Source organism: Acinetobacter sp. YH12255 (assembly GCF_013417355.1).
Lineage (GTDB): Bacteria > Pseudomonadota > Gammaproteobacteria > Pseudomonadales > Moraxellaceae > Acinetobacter > Acinetobacter pseudolwoffii.
The window spans coordinates 1-25240 of record NZ_VPEC01000024.1 but is presented as its reverse complement, the minus strand read 5'-3'; the positions used below and the strand labels follow the sequence as shown (position 1 = coordinate 25240).

Here is a 25240-nt window from a genome sequence, read left to right as displayed (position 1 = left end):
AAGAAAATGGCAAAGGTGTTCTTGTAAATTGCCATTGCTTTATTATTTTTCGTCATTTAGGTCAAATATTAGTGAACATTAAAGAGACTGAAGGATTAAACATGAGTCGTGATACGATCAGTATCCATTTCGTCAATGCAGCCTTATCTGGCGTCAAGCGCTTAGGCATGGATGTCGATACTTTATTGTCTCACGTCGGAATTGAAGCAGAACTGCTGCATCAACCCAAAGCCCGTATTTCACCTGAACAATATACCCGCTTTATTAAAATGTTATGGATGGTGACCCAGGACGAGCATGTCGGCTTTGACAAACAGCAACGCCGGTTAGGCACTTTTGCCATCATGTGTCAGCTCATCATTCATGCCAAAACCTTAGGTGATGCACTGGAACTTTCCTCGCAGTTCTATAAACTCTTCGGTGATGACTGGTCGGTGACCCTGGAACGTGACAAACACGAAGCACGTCTGGTGCCCCTCATTCCAAATGCGATGGATCCGGATCATTTTATTACCGAAAGCATGCTGATGATCTGGCATGGTCTGGCATCTTGGCTGATTGAACGTCGTTTACCGCTGGAACGTGTGCATTTTAGCTATCCACGTCCAGCCCATGCTGACGAATATGATGCCCTGTTCTTTGCGCCGGTAATGCAGTTCGACATGCCACGCACCGAAATCACTTTTGCTGCGGACTATCTGGACCTGCCGATCCGTCAGAATGAAGAAACCTTAGAGGAATTCTTGAAAGCTGCGCCTGCTCAGCTCTTGGTGAAGTTTAAAAATACCAACTCGCTGACCTCAAGAATCCGTGATGTATTGAAGAGCCAGATTGGCGAAGAAATGCCGACATTGAATGATGTCGCGTCAATGCTGTATTTATCTCCTCAAACCTTGCGCCGCCGTCTGGCAGCCGAAGGTAAAAGCTATCAAGGTGTGAAAGATGCCTTGCGCCGTGATGCCGCGATTCATCTGTTATTGAATCCAGATCTAACCCTCGAAGATGTCGCGCAGCAGGTCGGTTTCAGTGAAACCAGTACCTTCCATCGTGCCTTCAAGAAATGGACCGGTGTAACCCCAGGCCTATATCGCCAGTTGCATGGTTATCATTAATTAAAATTCTCGATATCCTCTTCTCCAGCCCAGGTTTCCAGACCTGGGCTTTTTTTATTGGCAAAAATCATCAAATGATCTGGTCCGTTCTCGTCATTGCACTTCAAAATTTAAGTATTACACTCGAGTCATTAGAATAATTTTCAGCAAATTAATAAAAGGGACATGCTATGAGCGAGGCATATATTATCGACGCCATTCGCACGCCACGCGGAAAAGGTAAAAAAGATGGATCTTTACATCAAGTCAAACCCATTTCATTACTGACTGGCTTGCTTAACGAACTTCAGGCACGTCATCAATTTGATACATCAAAAGTCGATGATATTGTGCTGGGTTGTGTCACTCCGATTGGTGATCAAGGCGCCGATATTGCCAAAACCGCGGCGATCGCAGCGGGTTGGGACAATGATGTCGCCGGTGTACAAATCAACCGTTTCTGTGCTTCCGGTCTGGAAGCTGTCAATCTGGCTGCACAAAAAGTCCGTTCTGGCTGGGAAGATCTGGTCGTTGCAGGCGGCGTCGAATCCATGTCCCGCGTGCCGATGGGTTCCGATGGCGGCCCTTGGGCACTGGATCCTGAAACCAATATGGCCTGTGATTTTATTCCGCAAGGTATTGGCGCGGACTTGATTGCCACGATTGACGGTTATAGCCGCACCGACGTAGACCAGTTTGCCGAGCAATCCCAGAAGAAAGCCGCTGCCGCACAAGCCAATGGTTATTTCAACGCTTCTGTTATCCCGGTCAAAGACAAGGCCGGTGTGGTGATTCTGGACAAAGACGAATTTATCAAACCGACCACAACTGCTGAAGGCTTAGGCAAACTCAATCCTAGTTTCGCGACCATGGGACAGATGGGCTTTGATGCCATCGCCCTACAAAAATATCCTGAAGTTGGCACGGTGAATCATGTGCATCATGCCGGGAATTCTTCCGGAATCGTCGATGGTGCAGCCGTAGTTCTCATCGCATCAGAACAAGCGATCAAAGAACAAGGTTTAAAACCGCGTGCCAAAGTACTGGCCACGGCGCTGGTCGGGGCTGATCCTACCATTATGCTGACCGGCCCTGCCCCGGCAGCACGTAAAGCTTTGGCTAAAGCTGGCTTGACGATTGATGATATTGACCTGTTTGAAGTCAATGAAGCTTTTGCTGCGGTGGTGATGCGATTTATTAGCGAACTCAATGTTGATCCAGCGAAAGTGAATGTGAATGGTGGTGCAATCGCTATGGGTCATCCATTGGGCGCAACAGGCGCGATGATTCTGGGAACTTTACTGGATGAGTTAGAACGTCAAGGCAAAAAACGTGGACTAGCCACACTGTGTGTCGGTGGCGGTATGGGCATCGCCACCATTATTGAATTGGTTTAACTCAAATATTTAAAGTGTTTGATTCACGTTTTAGTCATATGCAACCTGAGCAAAACCAAAGCACTGCTTTGGTTTTAGCGCAAGATCATTGTTTTACAAAATTAATAGATTTTGCGTATGACAATGGTTTTGCCTACTTTTGCTAAATGAGAAATACATTTCGTAAGGCAGGTCGAACTGAAGCTTAAACCAAGAATTTAGATGAATTTGGAAAGGCTCCGGAATAAGGAAAATTTCTAAAATCTAATCAGGATATTAATTCCAAATTCATCCCATTATGATCTGGATAAAAATTTATGAGCGCAATTCAATATCAAAAAACTGAAGATAATATCGTCACTCTGACCTTTGATTCTCCAAACCAGTCTGCCAATACCATGAATGCAGATTTTCGTAGCGCTTTGGCTGAAACCGTAGAAAAACTCAAAGCTGATGAAAATATTACAGGCATCATTTTCCGGTCTGCGAAAAAAACTTTCTTTGCCGGTGGTGATCTGGATGAGCTGATTCAAGCTACACCTGAACATGCGACTGAATTCTTCAACATGATTGAAGAGATGAAAGCACAGATGCGTTATATCGAAACCCGCGGCATTCCGGTTGTGGCTGCACTAAATGGCACAGCACTGGGCGGTGGCTGGGAGATTGCTCTGTGTGCCCATCATCGTATTGCCTTGAATGACCCTAAAAGCAAGTTTGGCCTGCCTGAAGTCACACTGGGTTTACTACCCGGTGGCGGTGGTATTGTCCGTAGCGTGCGCCTGCTCGGCCTGCAAAATGCCTTTCCCTTGTTGATGGAAGGCAAACAGTTGGGTGTAGAGAAAGCCCGATCTTTAGGGCTGATTCACGATGTGGCAGACAATACCGATGAACTCTTAGACAAAGCCATTGTCTGGATCAAAGCCAATCCGAAGTCACAACAGCCTTTTGATGTAAAAGGCTACAAAATTCCGGGTGGTAGCCCTTCAACGCCAGCAGTTGCACAGATGCTGGCGATTGCCCCAGCGATGCTGCGTGATAAAACCAAAGGTTGTTGCTATCCTGCACCTGAAGCAATCATGTCGGCAGCGGTAGAAGGTGCTCAGGTCGATGTCGATACGGCGCTGACCATTGAATCGCGTTACTTTACTTATCTGGCCACCGGTCAGATTTCTAAAAATATGATCGCTACTTTTTGGCATGGATTGAATGCGATCAAATCCGGTGCCAGCCGTCCCCAAAAGGTTGCGAAATGGAAAGCCACTAAAGTTGGCATTCTGGGCGCAGGCATGATGGGTGCAGGCATTGCTTATGTGACTGCCAGCAAAGGCATTCAGGTTATTTTAAAAGACATTTCGATTGAAGCGGCTGAAAAAGGTAAAGCTTATAGCCAGAAACTGCTGGATAAAAAAGTAGCTCAAGGACGTTTATCTGCTGATCAACGAGATCAGGTTTTAAGCCTGATTCAAGCGACTGCATCCAATCAAGATCTGGCCGGTTGTGACCTGATCATTGAAGCGGTGTTTGAAAATCCCGCACTGAAAGCTCAAGTCACACAAGAAGCAGAACAGTATCTTGCCAGTCATGGCGTGATGGCATCGAATACTTCGACCCTGCCTATTACAGATTTAGCTCAGGCTTCAAAAAATGATCAAAACTTTATCGGTCTGCATTTCTTTAGTCCGGTCGATAAAATGCAGCTGGTCGAAATCATCAAGGGGCAAAATACTTCAGCAGAAACACTGGCCAAAGCCTTTGACTTTGTCCAGCAGATTGGCAAATTACCGATTGTGGTAAATGACAGCCGTGGCTTCTTTACCAGTCGTGTCTTTGGTACGTTCGTTCAAGAAGGTTTGCGCCTGCTGGCAGAAGGCGTGCATCCGGCGCGGATTGAAATGGCTGCACTCAAAGCCGGTATGCCAGTCGGGCCATTGGCCATTCAGGATGAAGTGTCCTTGACCCTCTCCGAACATGTGGCCAATGAAAGATACAAAGCCTTAGAAGCACAAGGTCAGACCATCACCAAATCACCCGCAGATGAAGTCATTCACAGTATGATTCATGAGTTTAACCGTAAAGGTAAGGCTGCCGGTGCAGGTTTTTATGATTATCCAGAAAATGGTAAAAAGCAGCTCTGGACGGGTCTCAACCACTGGAAAAAAGAGGTTGATCTTTCTGAACAGGAAATGATGGATCGTTTCCTGTTTGTGCAGGCACTGGATACCGTGCGCTGTCTGGAAGAAGGCGTGCTGGAGTCTGTGGTCGATGCCAATGTCGGTTCCATTTTTGGCATTGGCTTTGCAGCCTGGACGGGTGGCGCGGTGCAATTTTTAAATCAGTATGGTCTGGCCAAGGCGCTGACCCGTGCCAAGGTACTCGAAAACAAGTATGGTGAACGCTTCAAAGCACCGCAACTCCTGAAAGACCGGGCAGCAGAAGGCCAGCCGATTCAATAATTTTGAGCTCTAAATAAAAAGAGGAACTGAGTTGCTCTTTTTATTTTCCGGATCTGGCTGAATCAGTGGATACACTCGTCTAATGACAGATTTTGATCTGCTTTTTGATCAATTTATGTTATAAAGTTACATAAGTTTGATATCCACGTGGGTAAGACCTATGACTGATCACAGTTCACCTGAAAAATCCCCTTGGGGTTGGAAAGCACTTATTATCTTCTGTATTTTAGGTGGATTATTCATGTTTATTTTTTGGCTTGCGGTGACGAATGAACCGGATTACATGCCAAGCCAGCAAAATAAACAGACGACCCAGCAGCATGCTTTTAAAAATGCACCGACCATGTCTCCTGAAGCAATTGCGAAGGCTCAAGCAGATCGTGAGGCACGTGCGACTGCCAATACGGCTCATTCCGATACAACAGCGAATGAACATAATATGTCAACTGAAGAACATGCCAACATGGAGAGTGCCGAGCATAGCTCAGCGCATGGCCACTGATCTTGATTCAGTAAGGGCGTAAAAAAGCGAGGTCAATGCCTCGCTTTTTTGTATCTCAATAACTAAAAAATTAAAGCTTTAAATACATATCAATATGCGGGATGCCGCAATCCAGATAGTCTTCGCCCTGAACCTTAAAACCCAATGCCTGATAAAAACCGATGGCATGTACTTGCGAAGACAGTTTTAAATCTTTTCGATGATCTGCTTTGGCATAATCGATAATCGCCTGCATCAATTGCTGCCCGATCTTCAAGCCACGATGTGGCTTTAACACTGCAACACGACCTACACTGTTATTCGCCAGCAATCTTGCAGTGGCTATCGCATGCCCCTTTTCATAGACCACAAAATGGATGGAAATGGCATCTTGCTCATCCCATTCTTCTTCAGCAGCGATATTCTGTTCTTGAATAAACACGGCTTCGCGAATGGTTTTGGCATGCTTCGCTAAATCCTCCCAACCACCCGAAACAATTTTAAGCTCTGAATCCTTTAGCATTTAGAACCAATCCCCTGCTGATCCCACTGATTATTCAATAACAATTCCAGTGAATGTTTTTGGATAGCGTACATTTCTTTCAAGTCCTGAATCTGTTTCAAGACCTCCTGATCGGGTTGTTGGTAATCTTTGCGTTTCGTCGCCAGAATCATTTTATTTTTACTGGTATGTTCCAGTGCCACAAACTCAAAAACTTTGGTTTCATAACCATAGGCTTTCAGCAATAACGCACGAATGGTATCGGTCAGCATTTCTGCCTGTTGACCGGCATGAATACCAAATTGCAGCATCGGACTCAGCACTTTTGGCGCCTGTAACTGTGGGCGCAATTCCTTATGGCAACATGGCGCACACATGATCATCTGTGCATTCAGGCGAATACCGCTGTGAATCGCAAAATCCGTTGCCACATCACAGGCATGCAAAGCGATCATTACATCCAGGCGTTTCGGTGCATAAGTACGCACATCGCCCTGAAAAAAGTCGAGCTGATCAAAGCCAGATTGTTGCGCGACCTTTTGGCAGAACTCGACCATTTTCGGATTCAGTTCCACCTCTGTAACCCACGGCGTCTCACCATGTTTTTGCATATAGTCATATAAAGCACAGGTCAGATAGCCTTTACCGGAGCCAAAATCCACCACACGCAGACCTTCGACTTGTGGCTTGAGCTGCGCCAATGCACCCGAAAAAATCTCGACAAATTTATTAATCTGTTTCCATTTACGCGCCATGCTCGGAATGATCTGCGCGTTATGATCGCTAATGCCGAGATGCTGTAAAAAGATGCTGTCCTGATCAACATAACGTTGTTTAATCCGGTCATGACCCTGTTCAGCGGACTTGACCTGAAGCGTCGAGTTTTTGTTTTTAGTACGGGTCAACATGGCTTTTTTCTTGTTTTTTTTCAGCTGTAATTCTTCATCTAGCGTCATTAAATTGGCTTGCTTGCAACATGCTAATAATACTGTCACCTGTGCCAGTGCATCCGCTAAAGGATAGTTTTTGGTGACATCCTGAGTTTTATGGCGATACAAACAGCTCAGTACTTTTTGCCCATTTAATGAAATGACTCGCAAGGTCATTTTCTCTAAATCCTGCAGTTCACCTTTATACTGGCTTAAGATCAGACGATCAAATTGATCACTTTCAACAGCTTGCTGAAATACATCTAAAAACTGCTGTTCTTGGTCTGAGAGAGTTGCCAACGTTGACATAGATAAAACCTGAAATGAATTGCCCCTCAAGTTTAAATCTTCTTAACCTAAAAGCAAAATTGAATTACTATACAAATGTATATTTTAAAGAAGAATGACAATCATGCAGAATGCGCCGCTGGTTCCAGATTATGATCACACTGAGGAACGAATTAATTATATCAGTCATGCTGTGGGTGCTGGACTATCGGTAATTGCTGGTATTCTTTTGATTATTAAAGGGTCTTATCTCAGTACTGGACAATGGATTGGACTTTGGGTCTATGCGCTGAGCATGATCTTGCTCTTCTCTGCGTCCATGCTCTATCACATGGCCACCGCAGCAGACCGTCGTTATTTTTATAAAAAAGTTGATCATACTGCAATTTATTATTTAATCGCCGGAACCTATACGCCTTTCCTGTCAATTGCCATTCCAACAGCCAAAGCCCAGTATTTATTGATTGCACTCTGGGTGATCGCCCTCATTGGTACACTGTTCAAGTTCGTTTTCATTCATCGTTTCCAGAAAATTTCTTTAGTGGCTTATCTGGTCATGGGCTGGCTGGCGCTGCTGGTGATGGATGATATGCAACAATATCTCAGTGCTCAATCTTTGACCTTTCTGATCATTGGCGGATTGGCTTATACCGTAGGTGCATTGTTTTACGCTTTAAAAAGAGTAAGATATACCCACGCTATCTGGCACATATTTGTATTGATAGGCGCAGGATCACATTTTCTGTCTATCTATCTTTACGTGATTTAATCATCTTCTTTTTCATTTCAGTGACCCTGAGCGAGTTAAAGCGAGAAGATTGCAGTTGTTTTTTTAAAAAATTACGCCTTTTTTAAAAAGATTACGCTTTTAAAACTAAGCTTTTTTATTTTTAGTAAGTGTAAGGTTCTCCATGGCGTCGTCTGATTCTGCTGCTCAGCCAGCACAAAATTCAAAATTTCGCGTTTTAACCGCGAGCTTGGTCGGTACTACAATCGAGTTCTTCGATTTTTATATCTATGCCACTGCTGCTGTCATTATTTTTCCATATCTGTTCTTCCCTGCAAGTACAGATCCGATGACTGCCACCATTCAGTCGCTTGCCACTTTCGCCATTGCCTTTATTGCCCGCCCGATTGGTGCGGCACTCTTTGGTCATTTGGGTGACCGGATCGGGCGAAAAGCCACATTGGTCGCTGCCTTGCTGACCATGGGTATTTCCACCGTTGCGATTGGCCTCTTGCCCACTTATGCGCAAATCGGGATTGCTGCACCACTCTTGCTTGCACTCTGTCGTTTAGGTCAGGGCTTGGGGCTGGGTGGTGAATGGTCAGGTGCAGTACTTCTTGCCACCGAGAATGCACCTGAAGGTAAACGTGCCTGGTATGGCATGTTCCCGCAACTGGGTGCTCCAATCGGCTTTATTCTGGCAACAGGTTCTTTCCTGACGTTGGGCGCTTTCATGTCTGAGGCTGACTTTATGGCTTGGGGCTGGCGTATTCCATTTATCTCAAGTGCCTTGCTGGTGATTGTCGGTTTATGGATTCGTTTAAAACTGCATGAAACCCCGGCATTCCAAAAGGTGCTGGATAAACAAAAAGAAGTGAACATTCCATTTGTTCAAGTCTTCAAAAAACATTCTCGCATGCTGGTACTCGGCACCATCGCTGCAATTTGTACCTTCGTGGTGTTCTACCTCACCACAGTATTTGCATTGCAATGGGGTACTAAACAGTTAGGTTATTCTCGTGAAGAATTCCTGCAATTGCAGTTGGTTGCAACCCTATGTTTTGCTGCCTTTATTCCACTTTCCGCAGTATTGGCCGAGAAGTTTGGCCGTAAAACCACCTCGATTGCAGTCTGTGTTATCTCTGCCATCTTCGGGATTTTCTTTGCAGATATGCTGGAATCTGGCAGCACGCTGGTGGTATTCCTGTTCTTGTGTATTGGTCTGGCGATCATGGGTTTAACCTATGGGCCAATCGGCACTGTATTGTCTGAAATCTTCCCGACTTCAGTACGTTATACCGGTTCTGCATTGACCTTTAACCTGGCAGGCATCTTTGGTGCATCCTTTGCTCCGCTGATTGCCACCAAACTGGCAACGACTTATGGTCTGTCTGCAGTCGGTTATTACCTGACCGCAGCATCAATCCTGTCACTGATTGCATTTCTGTTGATTCGTGAAACCAAGAATGATGATGTAAATAATCAAATTTAAAGTCTTAGTTTGATTTAAAAGCCAGCATTCGATGCTGGCTTTTTTATGATTTCACAACAAAACTCTGCTACTTATCTCGTTAAATTTGCTCAACAATCAAATGGACTCAACCAGACAATGAGGCAAGGCAATGCAGGAGCTTATTGAATCCCTAACCCAGAAACAGTTGGTCAATATTATCATTTTGCTGGAAGATGATAAAAAAATAGAGGCCGTTCGCTATATCACCGAGCACACGACCTTGGATGAAATCCAGGCGCTACAAGTGATTGAAGAGATTGTCCGTGAGCACGATGTGGTCATGAAAACTGAAAGCACAGGACCGCGCTTTAGTGATGATGCGGGTGAGATTGACCTGGTAACGCCTCCCCTTGAAATTCCGACCCATCCGAGCCTGAATACCCCCACAGAAGCTGAAATCACCGCACGACAATTACGCGAAGACGTCCCAACCCGAAAAATTGAAAATAAAATCTGGATTCTGGCAGCCATTGCAGTGCTGTTATTGATCCTGATCTGGATCATTAGTTAAAGCTGAACAGGACAATATCTCCATTTAGATCAGTTCAATAATATCGATAGTGGGCGGCACTCGAAAACGAAAAGGTACGCCGACCAAACCGGTGCCGACCGTGACAAACACATCTGCATGTTCATGACGGTACATGCCCTTCTTATGCCCCAAAATTGACACTTTTTTCATGACATAATCGGTCAGCCAAGGCAATTCCACCTGTCCGCCGTGGGTATGTCCAGCCAGCATGAGAGGACGTGTCGGCAATTTGGGAATCATATCCACCGTATCGGGATTATGCGACAAAATGACCCAAGGCTTGTCCTGAGGTAAATCTGGCAGACTGCGCATATCGGCTTTACCCGCCCAGAGATCGCCCACACCCAAGAGCCGAAATTCATCAAATTCGACAATTTGCCCTTCAATATCCATGACCTGATTGACTTGCAGTGCATAATGCAACAGTTCCTGAATCGGTGGTCCCGGATATTGCTCGTCATGATTGCCATTGACGGAATAGACTGGGGCATGAATTTCTTTTAAAACTGCCAGTTCTTGTGCCAGTTTATTTTCCGGCTCATAAGTCCAGTCTCCGGCCACCACCACCAAATCGGGTTGAACATGATTTAACTTATGCACAATTTGTCGCAACTGCCGTTCATGACCAGAAAACAGACCGATATGTAAATCTGCAATCAGGGCAATCCGGACGGGTTGCTTTAAGCGTTTATCCGCATTGATCTGATATTGTGTCGTTTTCACTTGAATTAAATGCGGCTCGATAAAGCGTGCATAACTCAAGACGGCGCTGATCAAAAATACAAAAACAGCTTCATGCAAGGAATAATAACCGCTCCATCCGGCATAAATACTGAAGAACACCAGTGGAACCAGTAAATAGGACAGGTAAAAAGCCAACAAATGACAAAATGCTTTAAATGGATGAATGGTCTCGGTACGAGATTGACTCGACCATGCCTGGTACACAGCCCAGATGGCCAGAATGGCCATGCCTAAATAAAAATAAAAAAGTACGGAACTGGTATCCCACATAGATTTGCCTTGTCGAGTCGAGAAGCTGATTACTGGCTTTATATTTATCTTTTCATAGCTGGCAATTATACTCAATTCTAATTTTTCATTCTTCGACTTATATGGCCACTGCTTCCCACGCTCAAGCTCATTCAAAATTTTCCTGCTTTTCATCAATTTACCGCTATAAAGCTGGGATTTTACTGAGCTGTAGCATGATCTTGGGTCTTCCTGCATGCAGTACTTTGCCCAAGCAAACTGAGCAGCCTAGCCAGATGGCATTTGAAACAGATACCTCACAAACCAGTTTGGCGCAAATTGTTGAACCTTTACGTGAACAGAACATCGGCCTGACCGGCTATCGTGTGCTCTATGACCCACTCGAAGCACTGGGTGCGCGTATCCAGCTGATTAAGAAGGCCGAGCGTAGTCTGGATCTACAGTATTATATTTGGGACAACGACCGGATTGGCACCCTTGCCCTGCATGCGATTATTCAGGCGGCAGATCGTGGCGTAAAAGTGCGTCTGCTAATGGATGACAATAATGCCAAGAAAATGGAAGGTATTTATCTGGCCTTAAACCAGCATCAGAATATCGATGTTAAACTGTATAATCCCTACCGTTTTCGAAAATATCGTGCCATGGACATGGTGCTGGATTTAAAGCGTATTAATCGCCGCATGCATAATAAAAGTTTTATTGCCGACAACCAGATTGCCCTGATTGGTGGACGCAATATGAGTAACCAATATTATAATGTCAGTGAAATTTATCAGTTTTCCGATGTCGATGTGATGCTGGTCGGTGCAGCATCGGATGAAATCATTCATTCCTTCGATGAATACTGGAATGATGATTATGCCTATCCGGTGCAACAGATTGTCAATCCGCGCCATCATGGCTTACGCTTTCCAAGCCTGAAACAACAACTGGAAAAGCACAGTCAGGATCAGGCCACACAGAATTATCTGGATCTGGCCAATCGTTCCAGAGCATTTGACCAATGGCTGGAACAAAACATTCAACTGGATTGGGTCGAAGCCGAAGTGGTCAAAGATCCTCCAAGCAAAATCAAGGCCAAGGCCAAAGCCGAAGAACATCTCAACTTCCAGTTATTACAACATCTGGAAAAACCTGAACAAAGTGTTGATATTGTCTCTGCCTATTTTGTTCCGGAAAAAATTGGCGCAGATCGTTTAAAGAAACTGGCGGATGAAAATATCGAGGTCCGTGTCTTGACCAATTCGTTTAAAGCCAATGATGTTGCCGTTGTACATGCCTTTTATGGCAAATATCGTCAGGATCTACTCGAGAATGATGTACAGCTTTATGAGTTTCTGGCAGCACCGGATAGCGACAACCTGAATGCCAATACTGAAGAGATTTCTAAAAAAGCCAAAGTCAGTCTAAAAGGCCTGAGTCGTTCCAGTCTGCATGCCAAGCTGATGGCGGTAGATCAGAAACAGGTCTTTATTGGTTCATTTAATTTTGATCCACGCTCGGCCTATCTGAATACCGAAATTGGCGTGTTACTGAACAGTCCATCTTTGGCACGTGCAGTGCATGAGACCATGGACCAGAACTTGAGCAAATATGCCTACAAACTGGTACTGGATGCCCAGCAGAATATTAACTGGAAGATCAAAAAAGCCAATGGTGAGGTTAAAAGCTTTAGCAAGGAACCCGGGATAAAATGGTATCAGAAAGCCGGACTTAAACTGGTGTCCTGGTTACCGATCGAAGGGTTCATGTAAGCAAAAAATCGCCTATTTTGAGCTAAATAAGCTCCCAAATAGCTAATACCAGTCAATCAAGAGATTGACTGGTATTTCTTTTTTTAAATTCACGATTCTATTTGATGGTTAGAAAAATTATCCGCAACTGTCTGAGATCTAACTGTATTACAGCGTAAGATGGTTTTCGTGCAAAGTTTTACTGCTCATCTGAACGAAAGCCAATGATTTAAAGATTTGATTTAAAAATTAGAGCTGTGTCGTAAATAGTTAAAAAGTTAAAAAGTTAAAAAGTTAAAAAGTTAAAAAGTTAAAAAAGTCTCTTTCTAAATTCCTGAACTGGTCAGCCTTGTTTTTAGAGTGACTTTTTTAATACCCGAGCGTGCAGATTTTTCAAACCGGCCTGCATGGTTTGCTGTACCACACGGGTCAGGCTTTCCACGCTATGTCCCTCAGTTTCAATTGCAGGCAAGGCAACCAAATGTGCAATCACTTGCGGCATCTCCAGGACTTTTTTGACATGCGCTGCAAAACTGATGTCATTGATAAACGGCGCCACAGTATCCAGTTCGCCGTGCTGATTCACATAACAAATCAGGCAAATTTGTACCGGACGCTGTGCTTCAATCGCAGCGCCTAAAATCCGGCCATGCACTTTTTTAATGGCGCGGCCATCAGAAGTAGTCGCTTCAGGAAAAAATAATACCGGGATATTCTGTTTTAAAAATCCGGTAATCTGCTCACGGATACGTACCGAATCACCAGAACCACGTTTGATAAATAAAGTGCCGCCACCTTTGGCCAGTTTGCCCAGAATTGGCCAGTTCTCAATTTCGGCTTTGGCCAAAAAGAATACTCGCGCACCTGAACCCAACACCGCAATATCCAGCCAGGACACATGGTTACTTACCCATAAAGCCGGTTCACGCGGAATCTCGCCATGCACCTGGACTTCGATATTGAAGACTTTGCATAACTGACGGCAGAAATATTGCACATAACGGGTATTGCAGGGATTGTTCGGATTTTTGTATAAACCGTGACGGAAAACCAAATAGAACCCTTCACTGATAACAGCCAGTGAAGCTGTTACTTTTCGCATATAAAGCCAGAATTTTGCCAAGCCATGTCGGTGAGATGTTTGATCTTGTACAGTTGGGTTCATAAAAACGTCACTAAATCCTAAGCTAGATACAGGGAATATCCACGAATTAAACTCATTCTATACTGTTCATTCGCAACATGCATTGATAATAAAAACCGACCAATAAGATCTATATCTTCAATTTTAATTGGATTAATGAATAATTTAGAATAAAATCATCGGAATATTGGATCAAAAAGGATCGCTGCCATGCCAGATCAAACCCAGCCTGCGAATGAAAAGCTTCAGCCTTTACAAGTGCTCAAATATATTTTGGGTGGTACCTGTATCTATGCCGCTGTACTGGTAACACTTGCACAACTGTTTGTCACCGCACTTTAAACCAAAGCCGCGCTAATTCAGTATCTGCCTCGCTCTTTTTCAACTACACTAAAGCTTTCAAGTGGAGATTGGCCTGAGTGGAATATTTAGAACAACATCGGGGGAAAGAACGCGTCATTCTGGTGAGTGTCAGCGTACAAATGCTGGATGACCTTGATGCTGAAGAGTTTAATCTGCTGGCGCAATCTGCAGATGCCGAAATTCTGGAACATATTCATGCTCAACGCGTCAAACCGGATGCCAAATTTTTTATCGGGTCAGGCAAAGCAGAAGAAATCGCCGAACGCGTAAAAGAACTGGACGCCAATCTGGTCATTGTCGATCATGCCCTGACACCGGCCCAGGCCCGTAATCTGGAACAGGTCATCAAGTGCCGTGTGGTCGATCGTACCGAACTGATTTTAGATATTTTCGCCCAGCGTGCCCGTACCTATGAAGGCAAGCTGCAAGTCGAACTGGCACAACTGCAACATTTATCATCCCGCTTAATTCGCAGCCGTGGCAATCTCGACAGCCAAAAAGGCGGCATTGGCTTGCGTGGCCCGGGTGAAACCCTGCTTGAAACTGACCGTCGTTTACTGCGTATTCGCATGGGACAACTGAAAGCCAAAATTGATAAAGTCCGCCAGACCCGAATGCAAGGTCGTATTGCCCGTCAAAAAGCAGCTGTCCCCACTGTGTCTTTGGTCGGTTATACCAATGCCGGCAAATCGACCCTGTTTAACCTGCTGGCCAAGAGTGATGTCTATGCAGCCGATCAGCTTTTTGCCACCTTGGACCCGACTTTAAGACGTCTGGAATGGGATGGCATCGGTAATCTGGTATTGGCAGATACGGTGGGGTTTGTTCGCAATCTTTCCCACTCGCTGGTTGAATCCTTTAAGGCGACCCTGGAAGAAACCGTAGAAGCTACCCTGTTGCTGCATGTCATCGATTCAAGTAGTCCAGAAATGCTGGAGCAGATTGAAGCGGTTGAAAAAGTCTTGAAAGAAATTGGTGCCGATGTTCCGATCCTGCAGGTTTACAATAAAATTGACTGTAGCGGCGATGAGGCCAAAATTATTTATCGACGCCCGGGCGAGCCAGAACGTGTCTATGTTTCAGCACATAGTGGCGAAGGGATCGACCTGCTGCGTAAAGCGGTACATGAAGCCCTGATGGGACAATTGCAATCCTTTGACCTGATTCTGAAACCCGCCTACGGCAAGCTGCGCAACCAGCTTTATGGTTTAAATGTAATCCAGTCAGAACATTATGATGATGAAGGTCAGCTGCATTTACATATTCGGATTGCAGCACAAAAACTGGAGCAGCTGATTAAACAGGCGCATTTACCTTTAGATGAAATTTTGGGAAAACAGGCACAGCAGTTTCAACGTCCACTGGAAGCATTTGAAATCCGGTCAAAGATCGAGTAAAACTTGATAAGTAAACTTAATAATTGATCATACGAATGAACTGGATAAAACGAATAGACTGGCCAGCATGGATCGGCACCCTGTTACTTATTATTGTCTTTCGGGAAGCATCCGTCTGGCTCATGACCCAACTGGATCATCCTGAATTGGGCAATCTGGTAGGATTGCTCAGCTTATTGATTGCCCTTTTTACCTGGCGCTATTTCGGTAAACTTCCCGCTCGTCTCGTAGACACCAATAACAAGCTGATGAAGGAAAGCGCCTTTGCTTTCCTGCCTGTCAGTGCAGGTGCACTAATGATGCTGGTCCATATGGGCCAGAAAATTCCGGCATTTTTGTTCATCATGTTTTTCAGCACCCTGATTCCTTTATGGATTTACGCCAAAATGGCCAAGCGCTGGTTATAGGAGTACCGCATGTTATCTATTTTATATGGCTTTGCGGTCACGCTGATGGCCTATCTGATTGCCAAACCCTGTAACCGGATCATCCCGCAAATTCCTGTCATCGTATTTAGCATGTTCTTTGTGCTTGCAATTTTATTTGTGCTCGGGATTCCTTATCAAAATTACATGGATCAAGTGAATCCGCTCTTCAATCATTTACTTGGCTATGTGACCGTCGCCCTGGCCATTCCACTGGCTGCAATGCGCTATGATGACTTACCACTAAAAGCGATTATCGGTATCTTGGTTTTTGCCAGTATCAGTGCTGTCGCCCTGCCGATGGGACTGGCATATCTGCTGCATATGTCTTCCGCAGATATTATGGCTTTCGCGACTCGGGCGGTGACGACACCCATTGCGATTAATATCGCCACCTTGCTGGATGCTCCAATCAGTATGGTGATTCTGATTGTGATTCTTTCCGGAGTGATTGGCGCAGCATTTTCACCGTTTATCCTGCGGCATATCAATGATGAACGTGCTTCCGGACTGGCCTTAGGATTGGCAGCACATGCGATTGGTACAGCTCAGGCCTGGCAGCGTGGCAGTGTTGCGGGACGTTATGCCGCTTTCGGTATGGCAGTCAATGCGGTGTTTACTGCCATCTGGCTGCCTACTTTTATACTTTATTTGCAAAAAATGTGACTAGTGAATCATTTTAATTGTTTGTTTTGTGCTTTAATCGTTCCTAATATACAAACATAAAACAATTTTATTCAAGGAACAGAAATATGAAAAAGGTTCAATTATTCTCGGCTTTACTTTTAACCTCTTTCAGCCATCTGGCCTTAGCTTCGGATCTGTCAGGGACATGGCGCAATATCGATGATAAAACCGGTTCACCTAAAGCATTCCTGGAAATTCGCGAAACAGCTACAGGCACTTATACGGCCAAAATTACCAAAATCACGCCGCGCCCGGGCTATACCCCAAAAGAAAATTGTGTCTCTTGTCCTGCACCTTATACCAATAAACCGATTCTTGGACTGGATGTACTGACAGGCCTGAAGCACACCGGCAATAATAACTTTGCTCAAGGCAAACTACTCGATCCATTATCCGGGAATGTGTATAGCACCAAGGCAAAATTAAGCAGTAATGGTAAACGTCTGACTTTACGCGGCTATGTAGGCGTTTCGGCCCTGGGTCGCAGCCAGACCTGGATTAAACAGGATTAATTCATACTCTATTGAATAAAATGTGATGAGTTTAAAATTTAGCAGAGAGAAGCTTGCATTTTCATACATTAAGTTGTATGAATATTGAACATATGCTTTTCTCATGGATTATGAAAGTATAATAAGTAGAATTTACATAATATGTATCAAATGGAATTTGATGCGTTGTCATAAGGATATCGTATGCAGAAAATTGCAATTTTAGGTGTATTTACAGCCTCTATAGTCACCTGCTCCATGGCATTTGCGCAGGAGTTATCGGGTTTCTGGCAACAGATTGACGATAAAACCGGCTCACCTAAAGCACTGATTGAAATGAAAACTCAGGCAGATGGTTCTTATACTGGGAACATTCACAAAGTTACACCGCGACCAGGCTATACGCCACGGGAAAAATGTATAAAGTGCCCACCCCCATATACAGACAAACCGATTTTAGGACTAGAGATCATTAAAGGGCTGAAACCAACCAGCAAGAATAACTATGGACATGGTCAAATACTCGACCCTTTAACTGGCAAAATTTATGATTTAAAAGGGCGGATTTCTGCCAATGGGAAACGACTGACTCTACGTGGATACATTGGGATATCTGCCATCGGCCGTACACAAACCTGGATTCGCCAGGATTAATAAAGCAGCACATTTGTGTTGGAGATATTTTATTTCATCTATAAAAAAAGGGATAAATATAATGAAACAATCTAAATTAGGATTAATATTCATCGCTGCCATGATGACTGGCACTGCGTATGCACAGGACTTAACAGGCACCTGGCAACAAATTGATGACAAAACCGGTTCACCAAAAGCAGTGATTGAAATTCGCCAAAATGATAACGGTACGTTTGCCGGAAAAATTATCAAAGTTACGCCACGTCCGGGCTATACTCCACAAAAAACCTGTAATAAATGTCCCGCGCCTTATACCAATCAACCTATTCTGGGCATGGATGTACTGACTGGCTTAAAACATGCGGAAGGCACCAATAACTATGAAAAAGGCCGTGTGATCGACCCGCTGGCAGGTAAAATTTACGATGCCAGAGTACGTCTAAATGCCAATGGTAAACGTTTAACCTTGCGTGGTTATGTCGGCGTTTCTGCTTTAGGCCGCAGCCAGACCTGGATTCGTCAGGATTAGTATCCAATTCTCAATATTAATAAAAGCTGCCAACTTGGCAGCTTTTTTTAGTACATTAACTCTATAGTATTCAGATAATTATTGACTATTTAATCATAATTCCTAACATGAGGGCGCGATGACAAAAAACTCTCTGGAATGACTCTCTATGTTAAAAAAAATATTACTTGCCGCATTGACCACAGGGTTTAGCATGACCCTTTGGGCGGAAGATATTACTGGAACTTGGCAACAAATTGATGATAAAACGGGAGCTGCCAAAGCGATTATCGTAATTAGCCAAGAGCCTAACGACACTTACTCTGCTAAAATTGTGAAAGTTACCCCTCGTCCGGGCTATACACCACGTGAAAAATGTAATGCCTGCCCTGCTCCCTATACCAATCAGCCCATTTTAGGTATGACAATTATCAAGGGCTTAAAACATGTTAAAGGCACCAATAACTATGAAAAAGGTAAAGTGATTGATCCTTTGGCAGGTAAAATTTATGACGCAAAAATGCGTTTAAACAACACTGGCAAACGTTTAACCCTGCGCGCCAGTGTAGGTGTTTCAGTACTTGGTCGTAACCAGACCTGGATACGTGCAGACTAATAGATAGTTTAAAAAAGCCACGTGATCACGTGGCTTTTTTTATTGGATTTACTTAGATCACCGGATTATCAACCGCGAACATCTGCTGATCTTCCAGACGGAATGCCATGAGTTGATTGCCCCAGACACAGCCACCATCGACATTTTGAATTCGGTCCGAAATAGTTTTACCATTTAAGGCAGCCCAGTGACCAAACAGAATCTGATGGCTTTGCGCTGCTAATGACTCAAATTCAAACCAGGGTTTAAAGCCTTCCGGCATTGGATCATCTAGCGCATCTTTAAAGCTGTATTCCAGACGCCCCTCTGCATCAGTGAGACGCATCCGGGTCAAATAATTCACGATACAGCGAATACGCTCATGGCCCTTTAGCTGGTCTGACCACAGTGCGGGTTCTTTCCCAAACATCTCTTTCAAAAAATCATCCAGCACATCGAAGTCATCATTAGAAATGATGGCTTCAACTTCTTGTGCCAATTGAGCAGTTTTTTCTGCATTCCAGATATTCGGAATCCCTGCATGGGTCAGAATAGTCTGCTCATTTGGAAATAGACACAGCGGCTGTTTACGCAGCCAGTCAATCAGGTCATCGCTGTCGATGGCATCAATCACATCACGAACATTGTCTTTTTCTTTAATCGGCTTGATGCCGCGGGCATAGGCCAATAAAGTCAAATCATGATTACCCAAGACTGTTGCAGCCGATCCCTGTTCGGCCAGCTTCTTGATAAACCGCAGTGCAGCAATTGAGTTTTCACCTCGTGCCACCAAGTCTCCAGCAAACCAGATAAAGTCCTGATCTGCATCGAAGCGGATTTCTTTGAGCAGAGCTTTCAAGGCCTCAAAACAGCCTTGCACATCGCCAATTACATAATTATATCGAACAGTGCGGTTCATCGTTATTTAAGCCACCATTTGATCTGAAAGTGCAACAAACTGTTCAAGGGTCAGAGTTTCTGGACGTGCCATCGGGTCAACACCCGCTTTTTCAAAACCATCTTCAACCAGCATGCCTTTTAAGCTATTGCGCAAGGTTTTACGACGCTGGGTAAAGACATGAGATACCAGACGTGCCAGCGCTTTTTCATTTTTGGCCACAATCGGCTTGTCTGCATAAGGCTCTAAACGAAATACCGCCGAGGTTACTTTTGGTGGCGGATTGAAAGATCCCGGTGGTACTTCAAACAGGAAAGTCGGTTTGCAGAAATACTGGATCATGACTGACAAACGGCCATATTCCTTAGTATTTGGTAATGCGGTAATCCGATCAACCACTTCTTTTTGCAGCATGAAGTGCATGTCCTGCACTTTGCCACCAAATTCCAAAAGATGAAAAAGCAGGGGAGTAGAAATATTATAGGGCAAGTTACCAACCACGCGCAGCGGACGGCCTTCTTCAAATAATGTTGAATAATCAAAGCGCAGTGCATCGGCTTCAATAATGGTTAAACGTTCTGGATGTGGTACACGACCCGGCAGGCCCGCAGCCAAATCACGGTCAAGTTCGACCACAGTCAATGCATCACATTCACCAATCAAAGGTGAGGTCAATGCGGCCAGACCCGGCCCAATTTCCAGAATGTTCTGACCTGGACGTGGGTTGACTGAGCGTACAATTTTGGCAATGACACGTTGGTCATGTAAGAAGTTTTGACCAAATCGTTTTCGAGCCTGATGCCCTTCTTCTTTTGGGTTTAAGGCATTAATTTGATACATAAAAACATTTCCAACGTGAGTGATGAACAATAATCAGTGGCGCGCCAGATCGAGGGCTAAATCGACAGCAACGTGCAGGCTGGAACTTTTCGCAAGTCCCGTACCCGCAAGGGAGAGTGCTGTGCCATGATCTACAGATGTACGAATAAAGGGTAAGCCGAGGGTAATATTAATGGCTTCACCAAAGCCCTGTGATTTTAACACAGGTAAGCCCTGATCGTGATACATCGCCAGAACCGCATCGGCATCTTTTAAGTTTTCCGGGGTAAATAAAGTATCTGCGGGCAAGCTTAAACTCATATTGATGCCTTGAGCACGGTAGCTTTCAAGTACCGGATTAATCACTTCAATTTCTTCCATACCCAAATAGCCACCCTCGCCTGCATGCGGATTGAGACCGCAGACCAAAATATGTGGATGTTCAATCTTAAATTTGGATTTCAGATCGTGAATCAGAATATCGATGACTTGATGCAAACGCTCTTTGCTAATCGCATCGGCAACGGCACGTAAAGGAAGATGCGTCGTTGCCAAAGCCACACGTAAAGTCTTGGTCGCCAGCATCATCACCACCCGCTCAACGCCTGCAAATTCTTGATAATATTCGGTATGACCGCTGAAATGGATGCCAGCTTCATTCATCACAGACTTTTGCACCGGTGCAGTTGCCACGCCGACACTTTTAGCTGACATGGCATAGTCCGCAGATCGTCGCAGTTGTTCTAATACATAAGCGGCATTGTTCGGGTTCAATTCACCTAATACCACAGGCCGATTGAGTGGCACATGTTCAACATACAGCTGACCTTTTTTTGAAGATGCGTCCTGTCCGGTATATTCAATCAACGCCACAGACAATTTCAATTGATCTGCACGGGCTTTCAGCATATTCAGATCAGCCAATACTATAATCGGACGTTCATCCACACGTTCTGCCAGACTCAGGCAAATATCAGGACCAATTCCGGCAGGTTCTCCGCTGGTGACATATAAAGGCAGCATCATCTTCTCAATTTGGCAAAGCTGAGAAATATTATAACCCGATCATATCCAGGCTGCAGCGATCATTGCAAAGCGTCCTTATAAATCAATATTTTGATACGATTGAAAGGATGGTTACAAATATAGTCATCGTTTTTGCGAGATATTCAGGTTTATGCCTTTCCTTATTTCAGGAGATTAGATAAAATACAGCGCTTGAAATTTCAATTTTCATTTGTGATTCTTCACGTATTCGTTTAGAATCGCGTCTCCTTTAGTTTGGACAGATTCCATAGTCCAAACCAACTATAATAGGTAGTGGTTTAATGAAAACTCTCAGCGCTAAGCCAGCTGAGGTTCAACACGACTGGTACGTTGTTGATGCTTCTGGCAAAACTTTAGGTCGCCTTGCGACTGAAATCGCTCGTCGTTTACGCGGTAAGCACAAGACTTCTTATACTCCTCACGTTGACACTGGCGATTATATCGTTGTAATCAATGCTGAAGAAATCACTGTGACTGGTAAAAAGTCACAAGATAAGAAATACTATCGCCACACTGGTTTCCCTGGTGGTATCCGTGAGACTAACTTTGAAAAGTTAATCGCTCACAAACCAGAAGCAGTTCTAGAAAAAGCTGTTAAAGGTATGTTACCTAAAGGTCCTCTTGGTTATGCAATGATCAAGAAAATGAAAGTGTATGCAGGTACTGAGCATCCACACGCTGCTCAACAGCCACAAGTTTTGGACATCTAAGGGATAACAGCACATGGCTACTAATTATGGTACAGGTCGCCGTAAGACCGCAACTGCACGTGTTTTCCTATCAGCTGGTACTGGTAAACTCGTAATTAACAACCGTACTCTTGAACAGTATTTCGGTCGTGAAACTGCTCGTATGGTGGTTAACCAACCTCTTGAGCTGCTTGAAGCAACTGAGAAATATGACCTTTACATCACTGTTGCTGGTGGTGGTATCGGTGGTCAAGCAGGCGCAATCCGTCACGGTATTACTCGTGCATTGATCGCTTCTGACGAGACTTTAAAACCTGCTCTTCGTCAAGCTGGTTTCGTTACTCGTGATGCTCGTGAAGTTGAACGTAAGAAACTTGGTTTACGTAAAGCTCGTAAACGTCCTCAGTTCTCTAAACGTTAATTCGTTTACCGAACCGGACAAAAAAGCCTTGGATTATTCCAAGGCTTTTTTTATAAGTATTCATTTTCAATATTGAAGGATATTTCTGCGGTTATTGTTCATGTATATCTTTACCCCAGACTCCGTCATGGCACCAAAATGATTTACTCAGATAATAATTTGCTACGCCAATAACAATAAATAGCAGGATGATGAGCAGTTTAATAAGCATGCTGTTTTTCTCCAGATATTTTTCTTATAATCTACCTTGGCTCAAGCCGATTGATCTTTGATGCTTGGTGCTTTTTAGGTTGAATTTTAGTATCCTAGTCTATTCATTAGAACTTCATCAGGATTTATGTCAGTCGAAAGCGCGCCTCTTCAAGGAATTACCTTATATAGTCATGCCGATGACTTCCGTTCCCATTGGATTCGCTATGTGCTTGCCGAGAAGCAAATTAAATACAACCTGATTCTGGTAGATACAGATGACGAGGATCTGGCCAGTCTCAATCCTTATAATCAGTTGCCGATGCTGATCGAAAATGAACTCAAATTATTCAATACTTCAATTATTTCTGAATATGTAGATGATCGCTATCGTCAGAATAAACTGTATGCCGATGCGCCGATGCCGCGTGCGGAGCAACGTCAATACATCTGGCGCTTTGAAAATGACTGGCTACAACTGGCCGATATCATGTTACGTCATCCAGACACCCTAGATAAAAAAGCCAAAAACCAGGCACAGAAGCAGTTACAAGATATCCTGACCTCATTGATGCCACTATTCCAGCATTTTCCCTATTTTATGTCTGAACAATTCAGTATTCTGGATTGCATGTTGGCGCCAATTTTTATCCGCCTGAAACAGATGGGCATAGAATTACCGCAGCAGCAATGCCGTCCATTTTATTTATATTGCCAGCGAATTTTCAGCCGTCCTGCCTTTGCAAAATCTATGACATTGCAGGAAAAAAACCGTTATTCAGCACAAATCAAGAACCTGTAGAGAAACATCATGTCCGAACAAGAATTCAACCTTAGCCCTACTCGTCCCTATATGGCACGCGCAATCTATGAGTGGGTTTGCGATAACAATATGACGCCCTACTTGCTGGTCGATGCGACACGTCCAAATACCATGGTTCCTGAGCAGTTTATTAAAGATGGGCAGATTGTGCTGAATATTGTGCCTCATGCGGTACATGCGCTACATATGAGTAATGATGCAATTAGCTTCTCTGCTCGCTTTGGTGGTGTCTCTCGTGATATCTATGTCCCTATGGCAGCCGTACTCGGTATTTACGCACGTGAAAACGGCCAAGGTTTATTCTTTGATCCAAGTGAATATGAACATACACAAACCGATGCAGATGCTTTAAAATCAAGCACTGAAGAAAAACCTGAACAGCCAAAGAAAAAACCAACTTTAAGGTTATTAGATTAAAAAATAATGGAGCAAGTGAATGGCTTTTGATTTAGTACAATATTTTGTTGAACAGATAGAAACTCAAAAGCCTGAGCTTCTAAAAGACCATACGAAAGAAGAAAGACGAAAATATATAACTGAAATTAATGCCTTAACTTTAGGCAAACTGATTACCGAGTGGCGCAACAATCCACAAAAAATTTATAACGAAATTAATCATCCTGATGAATTATATATACTGGAAGTCGTGCGTCATCTGGCCACCCATTCGGAAAACCAGTCAGCTCTGGATCGAACTCAACTAGAACAAAGCACCTCGGAAATTTTCCATTTACAGCTCACTGAATTAAAACAGTTACATGATACCGGCAATCATAATCTTAACAGCATTCAAGAACTGCTCACCGGCCAGATTGAACATTTATCCGGTCAAGCAGATGATTGGGTTTGGACAACAAACAACCTAACAGAACTCAAAGGCTCTAAACCAATTGTACAAGAAGAGCTATCATTGGAGGCATCAATGAAGGAGTTTAATCAAATGGTAAGCCAGAATCATCAGCATCAAGATGTTGAAGACGTCGTTCTTGTAGAAACCCCAACATGGGCAAAGATTGTTGAACCCATCATCGCCATTGCAATTCTTTGGGTATTAATCGCAGCCGTAATGCGCGTATTTGGTTAAAATGAACTGCAATCAAAAACCAGCATTTTGCTGGTTTTTTTATTTGCCAAGATTTATAAGATCGGCCTATCAATTATTTTAGAGCAAACCCAAGATTCAAGATCTCCTATCACTCCTATAAGAACAACCCTCCTAAGAAAGTTTTGATCAGCTTTGAAATATAAATATATTTAAGCACTTCAATAAGTTTGAGAAGCTCTAGTAGTTTCAATATTGCTTATTAAAAGTTCTTAAAAATCCCGCACACAAAAAAACACCCCCCTGCTTATGCAGGGGGGTGTTTCGAATAATGAGCTGGCGATGACTTACTCTCACATGGGTAACCCCACACTACCATCAGCGCAAAGAGGTTTCACTTCTGAGTTCGGGAAGGGATCAGGTGGTTCACTCTTGCTATTGT

At 44.0% G+C, this 25240-nt stretch carries 28 protein-coding genes and 1 rRNA gene; 21 read left to right on the top strand and 8 right to left on the bottom strand.

The window, feature by feature from the left end:
• The first annotated feature begins 101 nt into the window (after positions 1-101).
• The 4 genes from FTV30_RS10900 (at position 102) to FTV30_RS10885 (ending at position 5425) form a co-directional block, all read left to right on the top strand.
• Positions 102-1112: an AraC family transcriptional regulator gene (locus tag FTV30_RS10900; protein WP_005169495.1), complete on the top strand. Its 1011-nt coding sequence runs from the start codon at positions 102-104 to the stop codon at positions 1110-1112.
• Between the two features lie 170 nt (positions 1113-1282).
• Positions 1283-2488, top strand: a complete 1206-nt coding sequence (locus FTV30_RS10895) for an acetyl-CoA C-acetyltransferase (protein WP_159138647.1) — start codon at positions 1283-1285, stop codon at positions 2486-2488.
• A gap of 296 nt (positions 2489-2784) precedes the next feature.
• Positions 2785-4923: a 3-hydroxyacyl-CoA dehydrogenase NAD-binding domain-containing protein gene (locus tag FTV30_RS10890; RefSeq protein ID WP_180001582.1), complete on the top strand. Its 2139-nt coding sequence runs from the start codon at positions 2785-2787 to the stop codon at positions 4921-4923.
• A 160-nt stretch (positions 4924-5083) separates the two neighbouring features.
• On the top strand, positions 5084-5425 hold the full coding sequence (locus tag FTV30_RS10885; protein ID WP_034608399.1) for a hypothetical protein: 342 nt from the start codon (positions 5084-5086) through the stop codon (positions 5423-5425).
• 70 nt (positions 5426-5495) lie between these two features.
• On the opposite strand, the gene FTV30_RS10880 is transcribed toward FTV30_RS10885, so the two are convergent.
• On the bottom strand, positions 5496-5927 hold the full coding sequence (locus FTV30_RS10880; protein ID WP_180001581.1) for a GNAT family N-acetyltransferase: 432 nt from the start codon (positions 5925-5927) through the stop codon (positions 5496-5498).
• Entirely contained in the window at positions 5921-7144 is a 1224-nt protein-coding gene (locus FTV30_RS10875; protein ID WP_180001580.1) for an SAM-dependent methyltransferase, read from the bottom strand. Before FTV30_RS10875 ends, FTV30_RS10880 begins: the two co-directional genes overlap by 7 nt.
• Before the next feature lie 103 nt (positions 7145-7247).
• Between FTV30_RS10875 and FTV30_RS10870 the strand changes: the two genes are divergently transcribed.
• The 3 genes from FTV30_RS10870 to FTV30_RS10860 all read left to right on the top strand — a co-directional run bounded on the left by FTV30_RS10870 (position 7248) and on the right by FTV30_RS10860 (position 9874).
• Positions 7248-7892, top strand: coding sequence for a hemolysin III family protein (locus tag FTV30_RS10870; RefSeq protein WP_005098015.1), 645 nt, complete (start codon positions 7248-7250; stop codon positions 7890-7892).
• A gap of 142 nt (positions 7893-8034) precedes the next feature.
• A complete protein-coding gene (locus FTV30_RS10865) occupies positions 8035-9342 on the top strand; it encodes an MFS transporter (protein WP_180001579.1) in 1308 nt (435 codons plus the stop codon).
• A 130-nt stretch (positions 9343-9472) separates the two neighbouring features.
• The gene (locus FTV30_RS10860) at positions 9473-9874 is read left to right on the top strand and encodes a hypothetical protein (protein WP_074383500.1); all 402 of its coding nucleotides are present in this window, start codon (positions 9473-9475) and stop codon (positions 9872-9874) included.
• A 24-nt stretch (positions 9875-9898) separates the two neighbouring features.
• On the opposite strand, the gene FTV30_RS10855 is transcribed toward FTV30_RS10860, so the two are convergent.
• Positions 9899-10909, bottom strand: a complete 1011-nt coding sequence (locus tag FTV30_RS10855; RefSeq protein ID WP_034608396.1) for a metallophosphoesterase — start codon at positions 10907-10909, stop codon at positions 9899-9901.
• A gap of 101 nt (positions 10910-11010) precedes the next feature.
• On the opposite strand from FTV30_RS10855, the gene FTV30_RS10850 reads away from it, so the two are divergent.
• Positions 11011-12645 carry a phospholipase D family protein gene (locus FTV30_RS10850; RefSeq protein ID WP_180001578.1) on the top strand — a complete coding sequence of 545 codons (1635 nt, stop codon included), beginning with the start codon at positions 11011-11013 and terminating at the stop codon, positions 12643-12645.
• A 334-nt stretch (positions 12646-12979) separates the two neighbouring features.
• Here the strand turns inward: FTV30_RS10850 and FTV30_RS10845 are convergent, their stop codons facing one another.
• Entirely contained in the window at positions 12980-13789 is an 810-nt protein-coding gene (locus FTV30_RS10845; protein ID WP_180001577.1) for a 1-acyl-sn-glycerol-3-phosphate acyltransferase, read from the bottom strand.
• A 189-nt stretch (positions 13790-13978) separates the two neighbouring features.
• Here FTV30_RS10845 and FTV30_RS16340 point away from each other — a divergent pair, with 189 nt between their 5' ends.
• The 8 genes from FTV30_RS16340 to FTV30_RS10810 all read left to right on the top strand — a co-directional run bounded on the left by FTV30_RS16340 (position 13979) and on the right by FTV30_RS10810 (position 18891).
• The gene (locus tag FTV30_RS16340) at positions 13979-14110 is read left to right on the top strand and encodes a hypothetical protein (protein ID WP_005098021.1); all 132 of its coding nucleotides are present in this window, start codon (positions 13979-13981) and stop codon (positions 14108-14110) included.
• Between the two features lie 77 nt (positions 14111-14187).
• Complete coding sequence (gene hflX, locus FTV30_RS10840; RefSeq protein ID WP_005098022.1) at positions 14188-15528, top strand: ribosome rescue GTPase HflX; 1341 nt, start codon at positions 14188-14190, stop codon at positions 15526-15528.
• 35 nt (positions 15529-15563) lie between these two features.
• On the top strand, positions 15564-15935 hold the full coding sequence (locus tag FTV30_RS10835; protein WP_005098027.1) for a hypothetical protein: 372 nt from the start codon (positions 15564-15566) through the stop codon (positions 15933-15935).
• A 9-nt stretch (positions 15936-15944) separates the two neighbouring features.
• Positions 15945-16619, top strand: a complete 675-nt coding sequence (locus FTV30_RS10830) for an LrgB family protein (RefSeq protein WP_005098028.1) — start codon at positions 15945-15947, stop codon at positions 16617-16619.
• An 86-nt stretch (positions 16620-16705) separates the two neighbouring features.
• Complete coding sequence (locus FTV30_RS10825) at positions 16706-17152, top strand: DUF2147 domain-containing protein (protein WP_005098029.1); 447 nt, start codon at positions 16706-16708, stop codon at positions 17150-17152.
• Between the two features lie 183 nt (positions 17153-17335).
• Positions 17336-17785 (top strand): DUF2147 domain-containing protein, encoded by a 450-nt coding sequence (locus tag FTV30_RS10820; RefSeq protein ID WP_005098031.1) that lies wholly within the window; start codon positions 17336-17338, stop codon positions 17783-17785.
• A gap of 61 nt (positions 17786-17846) precedes the next feature.
• Positions 17847-18296, top strand: coding sequence for a DUF2147 domain-containing protein (locus FTV30_RS10815; protein WP_074383505.1), 450 nt, complete (start codon positions 17847-17849; stop codon positions 18294-18296).
• Positions 18297-18444: 148 nt separating this feature from the next.
• Positions 18445-18891, top strand: coding sequence for a DUF2147 domain-containing protein (locus FTV30_RS10810; protein WP_005098035.1), 447 nt, complete (start codon positions 18445-18447; stop codon positions 18889-18891).
• A gap of 52 nt (positions 18892-18943) precedes the next feature.
• Here FTV30_RS10810 and FTV30_RS10805 read toward each other — a convergent pair whose 3' ends face one another.
• From FTV30_RS10805 to pdxA, 3 genes are read right to left on the bottom strand one after another with little or no spacing between them, the layout of a single operon-like run.
• The gene (locus FTV30_RS10805) at positions 18944-19789 is read right to left on the bottom strand and encodes a symmetrical bis(5'-nucleosyl)-tetraphosphatase (RefSeq protein ID WP_005169457.1); all 846 of its coding nucleotides are present in this window, start codon (positions 19787-19789) and stop codon (positions 18944-18946) included.
• Between the two features lie 6 nt (positions 19790-19795).
• Complete coding sequence (rsmA, locus tag FTV30_RS10800) at positions 19796-20608, bottom strand: 16S rRNA (adenine(1518)-N(6)/adenine(1519)-N(6))-dimethyltransferase RsmA (RefSeq protein ID WP_005169455.1); 813 nt, start codon at positions 20606-20608, stop codon at positions 19796-19798.
• A gap of 33 nt (positions 20609-20641) precedes the next feature.
• Positions 20642-21610 (bottom strand): 4-hydroxythreonine-4-phosphate dehydrogenase PdxA, encoded by a 969-nt coding sequence (gene pdxA, locus FTV30_RS10795; RefSeq protein ID WP_074383506.1) that lies wholly within the window; start codon positions 21608-21610, stop codon positions 20642-20644.
• Positions 21611-21915: 305 nt separating this feature from the next.
• Between pdxA and rplM the strand changes: the two genes are divergently transcribed.
• The 5 genes from rplM (at position 21916) to FTV30_RS10770 (ending at position 24840) form a co-directional block, all read left to right on the top strand.
• Positions 21916-22344, top strand: a complete 429-nt coding sequence (gene rplM, locus FTV30_RS10790) for a 50S ribosomal protein L13 (RefSeq protein ID WP_004281682.1) — start codon at positions 21916-21918, stop codon at positions 22342-22344.
• 13 nt (positions 22345-22357) lie between these two features.
• Complete coding sequence (rpsI, locus tag FTV30_RS10785) at positions 22358-22744, top strand: 30S ribosomal protein S9 (RefSeq protein ID WP_005007735.1); 387 nt, start codon at positions 22358-22360, stop codon at positions 22742-22744.
• A 337-nt stretch (positions 22745-23081) separates the two neighbouring features.
• A complete protein-coding gene (locus FTV30_RS10780) occupies positions 23082-23735 on the top strand; it encodes a glutathione S-transferase N-terminal domain-containing protein (protein ID WP_005169445.1) in 654 nt (217 codons plus the stop codon).
• A 9-nt stretch (positions 23736-23744) separates the two neighbouring features.
• The gene (locus tag FTV30_RS10775; protein WP_180001576.1) at positions 23745-24173 is read left to right on the top strand and encodes a ClpXP protease specificity-enhancing factor; all 429 of its coding nucleotides are present in this window, start codon (positions 23745-23747) and stop codon (positions 24171-24173) included.
• A 19-nt stretch (positions 24174-24192) separates the two neighbouring features.
• Positions 24193-24840: a hypothetical protein gene (locus FTV30_RS10770; protein ID WP_005169443.1), complete on the top strand. Its 648-nt coding sequence runs from the start codon at positions 24193-24195 to the stop codon at positions 24838-24840.
• 292 nt (positions 24841-25132) lie between these two features.
• Here FTV30_RS10770 and rrf read toward each other — a convergent pair.
• A 5S ribosomal RNA gene (gene rrf, locus FTV30_RS10765) occupies positions 25133-25240 on the bottom strand; the annotation flags it as partial.